Origin of the sequence: Spirillospora sp. NPDC047279 (assembly GCF_040643285.1) — a bacterium.
Classification (GTDB): Bacteria; Actinomycetota; Actinomycetes; order Streptosporangiales; family Streptosporangiaceae; genus Spirillospora.
On the sequence record NZ_JBEYUA010000010.1, the window covers coordinates 187,033 to 201,571 of the forward strand.

General features: G+C 69.0%; 12 protein-coding genes. 4 read left to right on the forward strand and 8 right to left on the reverse strand.

Going from position 1 to position 14,539, the window contains the following annotated elements:
* Positions 1 to 897: 897 nt before the first annotated feature.
* Complete coding sequence (locus ABZ810_RS26050; RefSeq protein ID WP_358407438.1) at positions 898 to 1,275, forward strand: hypothetical protein; 378 nt, start codon at positions 898 to 900, stop codon at positions 1,273 to 1,275.
* A 1,697-nt stretch (positions 1,276 to 2,972) separates the two neighbouring features.
* On the opposite strand, the gene ABZ810_RS26055 is transcribed toward ABZ810_RS26050, so the two are convergent.
* The 3 genes from ABZ810_RS26055 to rsmG form a co-directional block, all read right to left on the reverse strand.
* On the reverse strand, positions 2,973 to 3,935 hold the full coding sequence (locus ABZ810_RS26055; RefSeq protein ID WP_358407440.1) for a ParB/RepB/Spo0J family partition protein: 963 nt from the start codon (positions 3,933 to 3,935) through the stop codon (positions 2,973 to 2,975).
* 28 nt (positions 3,936 to 3,963) lie between these two features.
* The gene (locus tag ABZ810_RS26060; protein ID WP_358407854.1) at positions 3,964 to 4,779 is read right to left on the reverse strand and encodes a ParA family protein; all 816 of its coding nucleotides are present in this window, start codon (positions 4,777 to 4,779) and stop codon (positions 3,964 to 3,966) included.
* Between the two features lie 335 nt (positions 4,780 to 5,114).
* Positions 5,115 to 5,801, reverse strand: coding sequence for a 16S rRNA (guanine(527)-N(7))-methyltransferase RsmG (gene rsmG / locus ABZ810_RS26065; RefSeq protein WP_358407442.1), 687 nt, complete (start codon positions 5,799 to 5,801; stop codon positions 5,115 to 5,117).
* 186 nt (positions 5,802 to 5,987) lie between these two features.
* On the opposite strand from rsmG, the gene ABZ810_RS26070 reads away from it, so the two are divergent.
* Complete coding sequence (locus tag ABZ810_RS26070) at positions 5,988 to 6,476, forward strand: DUF6458 family protein (RefSeq protein ID WP_358407444.1); 489 nt, start codon at positions 5,988 to 5,990, stop codon at positions 6,474 to 6,476.
* 382 nt (positions 6,477 to 6,858) lie between these two features.
* Here ABZ810_RS26070 and ABZ810_RS26075 read toward each other — a convergent pair whose 3' ends face one another.
* Genes ABZ810_RS26075 through rpmH form a run of 5 tightly spaced genes read right to left on the reverse strand, consistent with a single transcriptional unit; the run spans position 6,859 to position 9,240 of the window.
* Positions 6,859 to 7,344 (reverse strand): R3H domain-containing nucleic acid-binding protein, encoded by a 486-nt coding sequence (locus ABZ810_RS26075; protein WP_358407446.1) that lies wholly within the window; start codon positions 7,342 to 7,344, stop codon positions 6,859 to 6,861.
* A gap of 36 nt (positions 7,345 to 7,380) precedes the next feature.
* Positions 7,381 to 8,367: a membrane protein insertase YidC gene (gene yidC, locus ABZ810_RS26080; protein WP_358407449.1), complete on the reverse strand. Its 987-nt coding sequence runs from the start codon at positions 8,365 to 8,367 to the stop codon at positions 7,381 to 7,383.
* A complete protein-coding gene (yidD, locus tag ABZ810_RS26085; protein ID WP_358407452.1) occupies positions 8,360 to 8,716 on the reverse strand; it encodes a membrane protein insertion efficiency factor YidD in 357 nt (118 codons plus the stop codon). Before yidD ends, yidC begins: the two co-directional genes overlap by 8 nt.
* Complete coding sequence (rnpA, locus tag ABZ810_RS26090; RefSeq protein ID WP_358407454.1) at positions 8,713 to 9,090, reverse strand: ribonuclease P protein component; 378 nt, start codon at positions 9,088 to 9,090, stop codon at positions 8,713 to 8,715. Before rnpA ends, yidD begins: the two co-directional genes overlap by 4 nt.
* Before the next feature lie 12 nt (positions 9,091 to 9,102).
* Positions 9,103 to 9,240: a 50S ribosomal protein L34 gene (gene rpmH, locus ABZ810_RS26095; protein ID WP_358407457.1), complete on the reverse strand. Its 138-nt coding sequence runs from the start codon at positions 9,238 to 9,240 to the stop codon at positions 9,103 to 9,105.
* Between the two features lie 803 nt (positions 9,241 to 10,043).
* On the opposite strand from rpmH, the gene dnaA reads away from it, so the two are divergent.
* Both dnaA and dnaN read left to right on the forward strand, forming a co-directional pair.
* Entirely contained in the window at positions 10,044 to 12,317 is a 2,274-nt protein-coding gene (gene dnaA, locus ABZ810_RS26100) for a chromosomal replication initiator protein DnaA (RefSeq protein ID WP_358407459.1), read from the forward strand.
* A gap of 682 nt (positions 12,318 to 12,999) precedes the next feature.
* Positions 13,000 to 14,130 (forward strand): DNA polymerase III subunit beta, encoded by a 1,131-nt coding sequence (dnaN, locus tag ABZ810_RS26105; protein ID WP_358407461.1) that lies wholly within the window; start codon positions 13,000 to 13,002, stop codon positions 14,128 to 14,130.
* The last annotated feature ends 409 nt before the right edge of the window (positions 14,131 to 14,539 follow it).

The following is a 14,539-nucleotide window of genomic DNA, read 5'->3' on the forward strand; positions in this document are numbered from 1 at the left end:
GCAGTCGCAGTCGCAGTCGCAGTCGCAGTCGCAGTCGCAGTCGCAGTCGCAGTCGCAGTCGCAGTCGCAGTCGCAGTCGCAGTCGCAGTCGCAGTCGCAGTCGACCGGAGCATTGCTGACGCCTGGAGCGCCCGTGCCCTAATTCATCTCCGACCTAGCTGCGGAATGCTGAGGACCCATTGCGACGCGGTCGCCCCATGACTTCGGCCAAGCTCCCCAGCGGTGGTCGAATGCCGGGAGCGCGACCAGGAATCGACGTCCGTAAGCGACTCCACATTCGGCGAGGGCTGACCGCCAGGCGCGGCTGTTGCCGTAGGCCATGGTGTTGTCGGCCAGCGGCACGTACGACCCGACGCACGTCGTCCGTTGGCCGCCGTCGCAGGACTTCCCCTTAGGGGCTTGGCTGGAGAGCACTCGCATGAGCAATCGGGCGAACTCCGTGATGGGGCGGCCCAGGAAGTTCTGCTCGGCGACGGTGCCGGGGCGGGGTTCCTCCTTGGCCTCAACAAGCTCAGTGGCCAGGAGGGCGCAGGCGCGGCAGGCCGGGCGCTGCCGAACGACACGACGCTGGTACTGCGGGCGGATCCCTTGCTGCCGACTGCGGCGCGGCCCTCTGTTTCACATGAAACATGCGGGCTGGTGGTGCCGGAGGTGGACATCCTCGATCGGAGCCAGGTCCCGGGACGGAGCGGCGCCGGAGGTCTCGATGGTCATACGGCCTCCAGGGACAGGGCGGACACGGAACGTTTCCGCCTTCACCGTCCCCGCGGCGCCCGGCACCACCATGACAGCGCCCCGGAGCCCGCTTGAACCAACGCCGAACGCCCCGCACCCGCCCCGGGGGGCAGGCGTCGACCATGTTGCGCGAGCGAACTTCAGCGGATCCGGCCCGTTCCGGTGGCCGGGTGGCGCGCCCGCCGTGGTCGCCATACCTGCCTCGCCGACCTACGCGGGCGGAAGATCTCGGCGGCGGCGCTCGTCCCGACGGCGCTGTTCCTGCTGGCGGCGAGCATCACCTCGCCGCCCAATCCCGATCGGCGCCTGGGCCCTCGGCTCGTACCTGCCGCTACACCTGGGCGCTGGAAGACCACGCCGCCAACCCTGGAACGCGAACGCGAGCAACTCGACCAGCTCGCCGCGAAGCGCGAACGCACCGCCATCGCCCGCCTGATCGAGGCCGTCCACGTCGTGCACGCCGGTGAGGCCCTGCTCTCCTCGGTCAACCGCAGGCTGAGCGAGGAGAGCCTGCTCGCGCTCGGCGCCGAGGACGCATGAGCGCCGAGACGAAGAACGTGGTGGTTCTGCGAGCAGCCAGGGCAGCGGCAGCACATGTCCTCAGTGGCACCCCATTACACCGGCTACGCGTTACATGCCGACCTGTGGCGGTCGCATGGTTCCGGTGCGCGGGCGTCCAAATGATCACGGCCACGTCCCCGAGGGGGTGGCCCCTCCGGCCCACTTCCCTGCCCGCTGCCGTTCCCATTGCGATCAACAGCCCGTTGAGTGCGGATGGGCTCTTCCCCTGCTCGACCTCCTGCTGCGTGCGCTTCGGTCGGTGGTACGCCAACGCCGGGTTCGAGACCTGATCTTGCTGTCGGAGCGCTTGGAATCGCCTTGAAACGAGTTCTGTGAGCGTCTCTGAGCGCTCTGAGGCCCATCCAGTTCCGTCGAAAAGTGGCTCCGATCGGCAGGAGAATGCGTTCTGGAGAACTCGCGGAGCAGCCAAAAAGCGCTCTCCAGCTACTTGGGCCGTTGATTTCGGCACGGTCGAAGAGCCCCCGGTGGGCTCCCGAACAACTAGATGGACGCGGTCAGCCTGACGACGGGTTGGGCTTGGTCGATCAACCCCCTGCCGGGCACGCGTCCGAAGGACGACAGATCGGCGGTCCTCCAACCCGAGCGACACGGATGGTCCTCAATGACAGAAGCTGGAGTCTCCGAGGCATCGGCGCCGGGACTCTTCTCCATGACTTGCCCCAACCTGCTCGACGGGGGGTGCTGTCTGTCGTCGCCGAATTGACGCGACGCCCCGCCCCGATCTACCGGCGTTCGGGCGCATGGCCATACCCGGCTGCTCGGATACGCCTCGCCGGCTCACCATTCATCTGGCGCTGGCGGCTGTGGCAGCCCCGCAGCCCCGCAGCCCCGCAGCCCCGCAGCCCCGCAGCCCCGCAGCCCCGCAGCCCCGCAGCCCCGCAGCCCCGCAGCCCCGCAGCCCCGCAGCCCCGCAGCGAGCATGACGGTCGTCCGTGGCCGAGGCAAGCGGACTGCCAACGCTCGGCCGATTACGTCCGGAGATAGACGTCGGTCAGACACGGGACCCCGAGCCTCCGGGCGTTGCCAGGTGGGCACGACGCTGCATCGGGTCGCGTTAGTGGCGGGCAACTGGCCGAGGGCCACGGATTCGCCCCGCTCCTTTGTCGTACAGGACCGAGACGGCCAGTCCGGGGGCTCCCAGGCGGCGCGGTGTTCGCGGGCTGTTCGGCGGTGATCGGCGCCGCAAATAGCGGCACGCCGTTGTTGATCGGCTCGCAAAGGGGACCCGGCAGCGGCAGCGGCAGCGGCAGCGGCAGCGGCAGCGGCAGCGGCAGCGGCAGCGGCAGCGGCAGCGGCAGGCATCTCGCGGCGGGTGAAGGGCGTTACCGGTGGGGAGCGCTTCCGGCCTATTGGTGCGACGGTCGCAGTTCGTTCAGCTCCCACTCGACCAAGTTGAGGGGTGGGGTCGTGGTGTTGGTTGGCTTGTCGCCGTGGGTGGAGAGCCCGACCGCGCCGCGCAAGGGCACCCTCGACGTGATTGCGTGGAAATGCGGCCGGCGTCTTCCGCGCTCTGACCGAGGCGTGTGAGTCCCGTGTATCGAAGGGCTCGTTGATGGGGGCGTTCTCGGGTGAGGCTGGGGAGAGGCGCGTGGAGGTGTTTCACATGAAACTTGGGGGACGAGAAACGCCCCGGGCTTTGAGCTCCGGGGCGTTTCTCAGAGGTCGGGATCGCCGACGCCTTGTTCGTCTGGGGCCATGGTTTTGATGATCCGGTCGAGGTCCTCCAGGGAGGCGAACTCGACGACGATCTTGCCCTTGCTGCGGCCCAGGTCTACGCGGACCTTGGTCTCGTAGCGGTCGGAAAGGCGGTCTGCCAGCTGCTTGAGGGCCGGCGCCACGGGCTTCTTGCGCTTCTGGCGCGGCGCGGCGGAGTCCTCCTCGACCTCGCGCAAGGCGATGATCTCTTCGACCGCGCGGACGGAGAGGCCCTCGGCGACGATGCGGGCGGCGAGGTTCTCCTGCGCCTCGACGCTCTCCAGGGAGAGGAGCGCGCGGGCGTGGCCGGCCGACAGGACTCCCGCGGCGACGCGGCGCTGGACGGCGGGCGGCAGGTTGAGCAGGCGCAGCGTGTTGGTGATGTGCGGCCGGGAGCGGCCGATGCGGCCTGCGAGCTGCTCGTGGGTGGCGCCGAAGTCCTCCAGGAGCTGCTGGTAGGCGGCAGCCTCTTCGAGCGGGTTGAGCTGCTGGCGGTGCAGGTTCTCCAGGAGGGCGTCCCGGAGCATGTCGTCGTCGCCGGTGTCGCGGACGATGGCGGGGATGACGTCCAGGCCCGCGTGGCGGGAGGCGCGCCAGCGGCGCTCCCCCATGACCAGCTCGTAGTCGTGCTCGGCCGTGTCGATCCTGCGGACGACGATCGGCTGCAGGAGGCCGACGATGCCGATCGACTCGGAGAGCTCTTCGAGGGCCTGCTCGTCGAAGTTGTCCCGGGGCTGGCGCGGGTTGGGGCGGATGGAATCGAGTGGGAGCTCGGCGAAGTGGGCGCCGGCGACCGGTTGCATGGCCAGCGCGGCGCCGTCGGAGCCGTTGGCGGCACCGGGCTCGCCCCCGGGGGGCGGTGGCGGAGCTGTGGGAATGAGGGCCCCCAGTCCCTTGCCCAGGCCTCGTCGCTGCTGGCTCACGCCGCGTCCCTTCCGTTCTTTCCGGCACTCACTCCGCGGCTCCGCGGTGAGCGATCTCGGAGGCGGCCTCGCTGTAGGCGAGCGCTCCACTGGATCCGGGGTCGTACGTCATGACCGACTGTCCGTAGCTGGGGGCTTCGGAGACGCGGACGCTGCGCGGGATGACCGTGTTGAGGACGACGTCGCCGAAGTGGTTGCGGACGTCGTCGGCGACCTGGGCGGCCAGGCGGGTGCGGGCGTCGTACATCGTCAGGAGGATCGTGGTGACGGTCAGCTTCGGGTTGAGGTGCGACTTCACGAGGTCGACCGTGCGGATCAGCTGACCGAGGCCCTCCAGGGCGTAGTACTCGCACTGGATCGGGATCAGCAGCTCGTCGCCGCCGACGAGGGCGTTGACGGTGAGGAGTCCCAGGGAGGGCGGGCAGTCGATGAGGACGTAGTCGAACTTCTCCGTGTCGTACGCGTCCAGGGCGCGGCGCAGGCGGGACTCGCGGGCGACCTTGGAGACCAGCTCGATCTCGGCGCCGGCGAGGTTGAGCGTCGCGGGGGCGCAGAACAGGTTAGGAATGTCGGCGGCCGCGACGACGATGTCGGCCAGCGGCATGTCCTCGATCAGGACGTCGTAGATCGACGGGATCTCGGCGTGGTGCTCGACGCCGAGGGCGGTGGAGGCGTTGCCCTGGGGGTCGAGGTCGACGACCAGGACCTGGGCGCCGTGCATGGCCAGGGACGCGGCCAGGTTGACCGAGCTCGTGGTCTTTCCGACGCCGCCCTTCTGGTTGGCGATCGTGACCACCCTGCAGGCGGCGGGTCTCGGCCAATCCTTCTCACGGCGGCCGGACATCGCCTTGATCACCGCCACCGTTGTTTCTTGTGAAACATTGGCGTCCTTGAGCGCCTCGCGCACGAGCTGTGACTCCCCCTGATTGGGTCCCTTGCGCGGGCCCGGGGGTTGCGAGCCCCCGTTGGTCGGCACGTACCCGACGGTCTCCGCGGTCCCGGACGTGGTGTTGCCCCACATGGCATGGCCGGAGGGCGTGCCCTCCGGGGCGGCAGGCTCCTCCGGAGCGCCGCCCGTTTCCTCCGGCGTCTCGCCCTCATCGGGCCAGCCCAGGCCGGACGTGTCGTCATCGGGGGATTCGTCGCCGCGGTCAGGCCAGCCCAGTCCTGGTCCCGTGCTCATGAAGACCTCTTCCTCGACCCTTTGGCGTCGCCCTTTCCAACCAACCGACCCCTACCGGACTCACGGCGGGGTGCGCGCTCGGCGACCACACGGACAAGCGTTGTCGGCGGGTCGACTTTACCGCGCCCGACTTGCAGTAGCTCCGTCGTACGTACACCAAAACGTTTGAGAACGGGTCGCGCCTCTTCCAATTCGGTCGCCGCGCGCTCCCCCTTCATGGCCAGAAGCTCCCCACCAGGGCGCAGGAGGGGCAGCGCCCATTTGGCGAGTCGTTCAAGCGGGGCGACGGCGCGGGCGGTGGCGATGTCCACGGACAGTTCCCGGGCCACTTCTTCGGCCCGGCCCCGGCGGACCTCGACGTTGTCCAGCTGAAGCATTTCGACCACCTCGTTGAGAAAGGTGGTGCGGCGCAGGAGGGGTTCGAGCAGGGTGATCGTGAGATCCGGCCGGACGATCGCCAGAACGATACCCGGGAGACCGGCTCCCGAACCGATGTCGACGACGGTGGCCTTCTCTGGAATCACCTCCGCCACGACGGCGCAGTTGATCAAGTGACGCTCCCAGAGCCGGTCGACCTCGCGCGGCCCGATCAGGCCACGCTCGACCCCGGCACCGGCGAGAAACTCCGCATAGCGTTCAGCCAGCGGCAGTGCGTCACCGAAAACCTCGCTCGCAATCCCCACCGTACGAATCGTTCCACAAAAAGTCCGGGGGACGCACACATGAAACGTGCAGGACGGAGACTGTTCGAGCGGTCACAAGCCCCTTACCGACGAAGGAGGCAGGCATATTCCTGCCTGATCGGGTAGATGCGGAACCAGGCAAGCCCGTCCGCAAGCCCCGCCCGTCACGGAAGGAGGCTCCGAGTCATGGGAGTCGGAGTCAGTCTCGCCTTCATCGCCCTGGGGATGATCCTCGCGTTCGCCCTGCGCGTCGAGCTCAGTGGCCTGGACATCCAGCTGGTCGGCTGGATCCTGATCTTGGTGGGGGCCATCAGCATGGCGTTCACCCTCATGTACCTCCGCCCGCGTCGCCGCGCCGGCCTCATGTCCGGGGCGGACCCGGCGTACGTCGAGCCGCCGATCGTCGAGCCGGGCGCCGAGACGGTGGTCCGCGAGGAGCGGACGGTCGAGCAGACCCCGAACGGCCCGGTCGAGCACGTCGAACGTGTGATTGAACGTCCTGGACACGTTGAACAGCCGCACGGCCACATGGCGCAGGACCCGGGTCGCGCCCAGGACCCGGCCCGAGCCCAGAACCCGGCGCACGCGCAGGATCCGGGTGTGGAGAACCGGCTGCACACCTCCGCCCCTCCCCCGCGCCGCCGCCGCCGCCCGCCGCATGAGCGGCCCATCTGACCGGCTTTTCCCAGGAGGGCAGGGACGTGCGCCCGGTCGCCTGGTCGTCGGCTCACTCTCGAAGTCGCCGCCGACCGCTCCCGCTTCAGGCGACCGGGCGCCTGCCCGCACCGGCATAGTTATGGCACAAGTTGTTCCACTGAGCACGCCGGCGGACGGCGACGGCCCTGGGATGTCCCACGTGGCCGGAATCACACCGAGATGCGGCAGGCACCGGGGCTGAATGCCTGCCGCGACGGGTTCGGTCTCGGTCGAGATCAGACCGAAGCGATCAGTCAGATACGGCCGGACTCGAAGCTCGCAGCGGTCAGCCCCGGCGGATCCGGATGGTTAAACGAAACCGGCCCCGTCGCGGGGACGGGGCCGGTTTTGCGTTCGTGTTTCAGGCGGGGAGCACTACTACGAAGCGCTCGGGCTCTTCGCCCTCGGACTCGCTGCGGAGGCCGACGGCCGCGACCGCGTCGTGGACGATCTTGCGCTCGAACGGGGTCATCGGGGCCAGCGGCTTGGGCTCACCGCTCTGCTTGACCTCGTCCGCGACGTCCTGGCCCAGCTTGGTGAGCTCGGCGCGGCGCCGCTCGCGATAACCGCCGATGTCCAGCATGAGCCGGGTGCGGTTGCCGGTCTGGCGGTGCACGGCCAGCCGGGTCAGCTCCTGCAGGGCCTCCAGGACCTCACCGCGCTTGCCCACCAGCTCGTCCAGCGCCCCGCCGACGACCGCGACCATGGCACGTTCGCCCTCGACGTCCATGTCGATGTCGCCGTCGTAGTCGCCGATGTCCAGCAGACCCTCGATGTAGTCGGCGGCGATCTCGCCTTCCTGCTCGAGCGCCTGGACGTCGACCTCGGTGGTGTCGGTCTGGCTCAACGGGATCTCCTTCTTCGACAAGGACCGGGGTTCAAACTAGCGCTTCTGGCTGCCGCTGCGCTTGCTGCGCGGCTTGCGGGTCGGCTGGTTGCGCACGACCTTCGGCTTCTCTTCGGGCTCGGGGGTGTCGACCGGCTGGTCCTTCTTGAGCTTCTTGAGGCCGGAGCCCGCGGGCGCCGCCTTCGCGTTCTTGCTCGTGCCGGCCTTGCCTGTGCCCTTGGACGCGCCGTTGCCGTTGTCGTCGCCGTTCTGGTGCGGGTAGTACTTCTTGTAGATGTAGTGCTGCTGCGCGAGGGTCCAGGAGTTGGACGTCGCCCAGTACATGAGCACACCCAGCGGGAAGCCCAGACCGAACAGGCCGAAGAGCGGCGCCAGGAAGACCATCATCTTCTGGGCCTGCATCATCGGGTTGTTGTCGTCCATCGTGCCCTGCAGCTTCTGCCGCTGCATGCTCGACCGGACGGCGAAGAACGTGGTGCAGGAGCTGATGACCACCGCGATGCCGGTGACGACGATCGCGCTCCACGTCTTGGGGTCGGCGCCCCAGGCGTTGAGGAAAGTGTCGGGGATGTGCGCCCCGAAGATGTTGGCCTTCTGAGCACTCTGCACCAGGTCCGGGGTGACCGCGAAGACGCCCTCGCCCGGCTTGGCGTCCGAGATCCGCTTCAGGACCTGGAAGAGACCGATGAAGACCGGCATCTGCACCAGGATCGGCAGGCAGCCCGCGAGCGGGTTGGCGCCGTTCTCCTGGTAGAGCTTCATGACCTCCTGGTTGAGGCGCTGCTTGTCGTTCTTGTACTTCTTGCGCAGCGCCTGAATCTTGGGTTGCAGCTCCTGCATCTTCTTGGACGCGTGGATCTGCTTGACGAACAACGGGACGAGGACCAGCCGCAGCAGTACCGTCAGCAGAATGATGGAGCCGCCCCAGGCCCATCCGCTGTCCTTGTCAATGCCAATGGAGCTCAGTCCCGTGTGAATCCACACGATGAGCTGAGCAACGATCTTGTATAGCCAATCAAGCACCGGGCAGCTCCTTGGGCTCTGCTAGGGCGGGGCCGCTCTCCTCGCGGCCGGAGGTCTGGGAGGGTGCGTCCCCTCGGGGAGGCGGAACGGGGTCGTAGCCGCCTCGGTTGAAGGGGTGGCACCGGCCGATCCGGCGGACCGTCAGCCAGGTGCCGCGCAGTGCTCCGTGCACCTGGAGCGCCTCCAGGCCGTACGCGCTGCAGCTGGGCTGGAAGCGGCACTGCTGTCCGAGCAGAGGGCTCAAGAAGCGGCGGTAGGCGCGGACGAGGAGCATCAGCGCACGTGCCGCGAGGCCGGGCCTCGCGAACGTGTGGGGTGAGGGGATCTGCCCCTCAGGCTGGCTCGTCATCTCCGCCCCTTGGACGCGGGCCGCAGCAGCCGGTCGAGCGCCGACTCGAGGTCCGCGGCCAGTTCGTCGTGGCGTGCCGCACCCGCGGAGGGATTGGCGCGCACTACGAGCAGGCTACCCCGCGGAAGTCGATCGAGGTGCGCGCGGACGAGGTGGCGCAGCCGCCGCCGGACGGAATTGCGCACGACGGCGTTGCCCACGTTCCGGGCGACGATGAAACCGACCAGCGGCCGGTCGTCCGTCGCGCTCTCCTCGGCGGCGTCATCTCGGCGTAGCAGGTGAACGACGACATTCGGCCGTCCAGCGCGGCGACCGCGCCGGACGGCCAAGGTGAACTCGTCCCGCCGCCGCATCCGGTGTCCGGACGGCAGCATGAGAAGGGAGGGTCAGACCGCGATGCGGGCGCGGCCCTTGCGGCGCCGCGCGGTGAGAACGGCACGCCCGGCGCGCGTACGCATGCGCAGCCGGAAGCCGTGCTTCTTGTGGCGACGACGGTTGTTCGGCTGGAAAGTACGCTTGCTCACTCGAGGCTCCAGTGCTGCGGTCGGTTGGGTCGTTCAGGTGGTTCAAGTGCGAGGATTCGCATCGAGGGCCGCGTCTGGTCCCTCGCAGCGGGGGCCCGCCGGCTATCGGTTGGCGGGCACGCGTCATCTCCGTCGATGCGACTCGACCTCAGAACGTTACGGGCTACCTGCCCATTAGGTCAAACGGAGAGCACCGACTCGGAGCACCCAGTTTACCCGCCCTGGCCCCCGCCCGAGCCGCCCTCCGATGCCCTCCGATGCCCTCCGATGCCCTCCGCCAGGCCGTCCACCGTTCTCGGCATCGGCGTCATCCTCGACCACGAGGAGAGGGCCCGGACCGCACCCACGGGAGGGTCGGCGCGCGGTCGTGGGTCGGTCTGACGCGGGCGGTGGAAGGGCTTGGGCAGTCGTGGAAATCACATGGTGACGGGGGGTGATGGGCGGGTGTGAGAGAAGAGTCCGGGGTTGCCTGAGTCTGTTGCGGGGCCGGGGCGGGCGGCGCTAAGGTCTCCCGGCGAGCCGGTGGACGTCGACGTCGTGCCCCGCCGGCTCTCTTCCCCTCCCGGGACTCGCGGCGAGCTGCACCGAGTCCCCTGTAGATCACCCACCAGACCCTACGCGCTGTGACTTTTGCACAGGCATCCGATGCTCATACACAGCGTGTGGACAACTCTGTGGACAACTCGTGAGAGAGTAAGTCTTCCGCGGCGGGGCTGAGCTCTGTGAGACCGGCCGCACCCGTGGTGATGCAGGGCAACCGGCGGTGCTCCGGTTGACGGGGAGCTTAGGGAGGGACCTTGCGCATGGACGGTCAGGATCTCGCGTCGGTCTGGGCCCGGACTCTCACCGCACTCGCCGAGGGTGAGCTCCCGCCGAGCTACCGCGCGTGGCTTCCGATGGTCCGTCCGCTGGCCCTCGTCGAGGGCACCGCGCTGCTGGCCGCTCCCAACGAGTTCGCCAAGGACGCCCTGGAAACCCGGCTGCGCAGCCTGATCACGCAGGCGCTCTCGCATGAGCTGGGGCGGGAGATCCGCGTGGCGGTGACCGTCCATCCCGACACCGCCGACGGCGACCAGCGCTCCCCCGAGTCCGCACCTTCTTCTTATGGCGAACGTCCGTACGGCGAGCAGTCCTATGGGGAGCAGCCCTACGGCGAGTCGTACGAGGACCGTTCTTATGGGGGGCAATCCTCCTATGGGGACCAGCAGTCCGGCTATGGCGAGCAGGGTTACCCCGAGCAGTTCGGCGAACGGCCTTACGGCGACCAGGGAACGTACGGAGACCAGGGATACGGCCAGGGTCAGCCGGGAGTTGTCCACAGCCCCGGACCCGGTGGCGGTGGATATCCACCGCAGGACGACGACCGTGGATGGCCGCAGCGTGACAACGACCACTCGGGCGGCTATCCGGCCGCTCCCCGGCCGCCCGCCTACGGCGCCGGTCCGGGCAACCGGTCGTTCGAGGGGCGCGGTCCCCAGCCCGGCGGTGGATACTCCGGGCGCGGACGCCCCGGCCCGGGCGGTCCCGGCGGGCAGAGCGGGCAGGGCGGCGGTTCCGGCGGCGGGCACAACGGGCTCGGCGAGCCCGGTCTGCGCGGCGGCCCGGCCATGGGCGGGCCCGGCGGCATGGGCGGCGGCAACGGCTCCGACTCGTACGATCCCGCCGAGGGCGGCCGACGCCAGCAAGGCTCCCCCGGCGGGCACGCGCCCTCGCACCTGAACGACCGCACCCTCGGAGCTGTCCGTCCCGGACGTCCGGCCGAGCCGCCCCAGCACGGCGGCGGCGCGCGGTCCGGCGACGACCCGTTCGGCGGTGGCGGTGGCGGTGGCGGCGACCGCTTCAAGAACGACACGTTCCAGCAGGACGACACGTACCGCAGCGAAGAGTCCCTCCGCGATGAGGAGTCCCCCGGCGGCATCGAGCCCCGGCTCGGCCCGCCCTCCGGGCCGGGCGGCGGGCACGAAGGCCCAGGCGGCGGCTCCCGCGAGGGCGCCTCCAGCGGCGCCGGAACGAGCAGCGGAGGCGGGGGCGGAGCCGAGCACGCGCGCCTCAACCCCAAGTACACGTTCGAGACGTTCGTCATCGGCTCGTCGAACCGTTTCGCGCACGCCGCCGCCGTCGCCGTCGCCGAACAGCCGGCCAAGGCCTACAACCCGCTGTTCATCTATGGAGACTCCGGCCTCGGCAAGACGCACTTGCTGCACGCCATCGGCCATTACGCGCAGAGCCTCTTCAACGGAGCACGCGTGCGGTACGTGAGCTCCGAGGAGTTCACCAACGACTTCATCAATTCGATCCGCGACGGCAAGGCCGACGGCTTCCGCCGGCGTTACCGGGATGTGGACATCCTCCTCGTCGACGACATCCAGTTCCTGGAAGGCAAGGAACAGACGCAGGAGGAGTTCTTCCACACGTTCAACACCCTGCACAACGCGAGCAAGCAGATCGTGATCTCCAGTGATCGGCCGCCCAAAGAACTGGTGACGCTGGAGGATCGGCTGCGCAACAGGTTCGAGTGGGGCCTGACGACCGACGTCCAGCCGCCCGAGCTCGAGACCCGCATCGCGATCCTGCAGAAGAAGGCCCGCCAGGAGGGCCTCGCCGCTCCCCCGGACGTGCTGGAGTTCATCGCCTCGCAGATCGCGACCAACATCCGCGAGCTCGAGGGCGCGCTGATCCGGGTGACCGCGTTCGCCAGCCTCAACCGCCAGTCGGTCGACATGAAGCTGGCCGAGATCGTCCTCAAGGACCTCATCCCCAACGACTCCGGCCCCGAGATCACCGCCGCCATGATCATGGCGCAGACGGTGGAGTACTTCGGGACGACGATCGAGGACCTCTGCGGTCCGTCGCGGTCGCGCATGCTCGTGACCGCCCGGCAGATCGCGATGTACCTGTGCCGCGAGCTGACCGAGCTGTCCCTCCCCAAGATCGGGCAGCAGTTCGGCGGCCGGGACCACACCACGGTGATGCACGCCGAACGCAAGATCCGCTCGTTGATGGCCGAACGCCGCGCCATCTACAACCAGGTCACCGAGCTGACCGGCCGGATCAAGCACCAGGCGCGCAAGCGCTGAGCCATCCTGTCCCCACGTCGTGCACAGCCCTGGAGCCCTGTGGGCAACGCGGGACGGCATGTGGACGGGCCGTTCCCACAGGCCCCGCGGGACGTGCACAAGGAGGCGAGGACGAAAAGGCGCACATCACCTGCTCAGACGGCACGACACCCACAGGCTGGGGAAAACTCTGGGGATCCCGGTGGAAAGCCGGGGGACAACCTGCGGACAAGCTGAGGAAATTCGTGGATGGTTTGGGGACCGGCTGGGGAAGCCCGCCGGGCGGCATGGGGACGAACTCGTGGACGGCCTGGGGAATGCCTGGGGACGTCCTGGGGACGCGTCCGGCCACCGATCCCGCCCGTCACGGACGACCCGTGGAAAGCCGCGAAAGCCTGCGGAGAACTCGTGGACAACCGGGGGAAGACATGAGGACGACGTGTGGGGACGATTTCTCCGTCCTCAGGCGGCGCTCGCCGATCCACCGGCCATGCACACCCTCAGTGGACAGAAATTCGTACTCTCACCTGGGAGAACGCACGATATCCACACTGTCCACGGCCCCTATGACGAGTACTACCTCTCTTATCTATTCAAGAAAAAGCTCAACTCAAACTAGGGCCTGGGGACGAAGCTCCCCGGGTGCGTCACTTGAGCTGTTCCACCTCACCCTTGATCCGAAACCTGCAGGAGGCGGGTCCCCTTGAAGTTCCGCATCGACAGAGACGCCCTGGCCGAAGCCGTGGCCTGGACGGCACGCACGCTCCCGGTCCGGCCTCCTGTACCCGTGCTCGCAGGCATGCACCTCGTCGCCGAGGGCGACCGGCTGAAGTTGTCGGCGTTCGACTACGAGGTCTCCGCACAGGTCTCGACCGACATCGACGTGGAGGACGCGGGCACGGCGCTCGTCTCCGGCCGCCTCCTCGCCGAGATCTCGCGCAGCCTTCCTCCCCACCCTGTGGAGGTGACCACGGACGGGGCGAAGGTGATGCTGCGCTGTGGCAGCGCGAAGTTCACCCTCCTCACGATGCCCGTGGAGGACTACCCGACCCTGCCGGAGATGCCGCCGGCCGCCGGGTCGGTGGGCAGTGACGAGTTCGCGGCCGCCGTCAACCAGGTCGCCGTCGCCGCCGGTCGTGACGACACCATTCCCATGCTCACGGGCGTGCGTGTGGAGATCGAGGGCGAGACCGTGACGCTCGCCGCGACCGACCGTTACCGCCTCGCGGTGCGCGAGCTGCACTGGAAGCCCGAACGACCGGACTTCTCCGCGGTCGCCCTCGTTCCGGCGAAGACCCTGGCCGACACCGCCAAGTCGCTGACCTCGGGCGCCGAGGTCTCGATCGCGCTCGGCGGCACGGGCGGCACCGGCGAAGGCATGATCGGTTTTGAGGGCGGCGGCCGCCGGACGACGTCGCGGCTGCTCGACGGCGACTTCGTGAAGTACCGCTCGCTGCTGCCCAGCGAGTACGCGGGCCTCGCCGAGATCCAGACCGGGCCGTTCATCGAGGCCGTCAAGCGCGTCTCGCTGGTGGCCGAGCGCAACACGCCCGTACGGCTCTCGTTCAGCCAGGGAGAGGTCGTCCTCGAGGCCGGGACCGGCGACGAGGCCCAGGCCGTCGAGGCGCTGGAGGCGACGCTGGAGGGCGAGGACATCGACATCGCCTTCAACCCGGGCTTCCTGCTGGACGGCCTGACGCACATCGGGTCCGACATCGCGCGGCTCTCGTTCACGACGCCGACCAAGCCCGCCGTGCTCACCGGCAAGCCGCCGGAGGAGGGCGTCAACCCCAATTACCGCTACCTGATCATGCCGGTGCGCCTGTCTGGGTAAGGATCTGTCCTGGGGCATGCCTGCGGACGACGGCCGCCGACCGCGGCCGGAATCCACAGGCATGTGGGCTGTCCTCGTGGACGCCGAACGAGCCGACGTGCTCGCCGGCGCCTTCGTCGCCTGCCCGCCGATCGCCCTTGCCTGCCTGTGGCCACCTGTGGTTGCGGGCAGGCCGTCCGTTCTCCCGTTCGCGGGCAGGACGGGCGGTGGATGGCGCGTCCACAGGTCGTGCGTCGGGCAGGTCGTGCGTCGGGCAGGTGGTGCGTCCACCGGGCGTGCGGGCCGTCGGCGGCCGGGGTACGTCGGTTGCCCGCGGGGCGACGGGGTGATCGACTTCGGTCGGACGGACGTACGGTCGAGGTGGGGCGGGGCATGACGGCGGGGGCGCGGCCGGCGTTCACGGCGACGG

What these genes read in the sequence shown, in the direction of transcription:
- dnaA (WP_358407459.1), top strand. Translation starts at nt 10,044, where the DNA reads ATGGACGGTCAGGATCTCGCGTCGGTCTGGGCCCGGACTCTCACCGCA.
- yidD (WP_358407452.1), bottom strand. Translation starts at nt 8,716, where the DNA reads ATGACGAGCCAGCCTGAGGGGCAGATCCCCTCACCCCACACGTTCGCG.
- rnpA (WP_358407454.1), bottom strand. Translation starts at nt 9,090, where the DNA reads ATGCTGCCGTCCGGACACCGGATGCGGCGGCGGGACGAGTTCACCTTG.
- ABZ810_RS26060 (WP_358407854.1), bottom strand. Translation starts at nt 4,779, where the DNA reads ATGTCCGGCCGCCGTGAGAAGGATTGGCCGAGACCCGCCGCCTGCAGG.
- ABZ810_RS26070 (WP_358407444.1), top strand. Translation starts at nt 5,988, where the DNA reads ATGGGAGTCGGAGTCAGTCTCGCCTTCATCGCCCTGGGGATGATCCTC.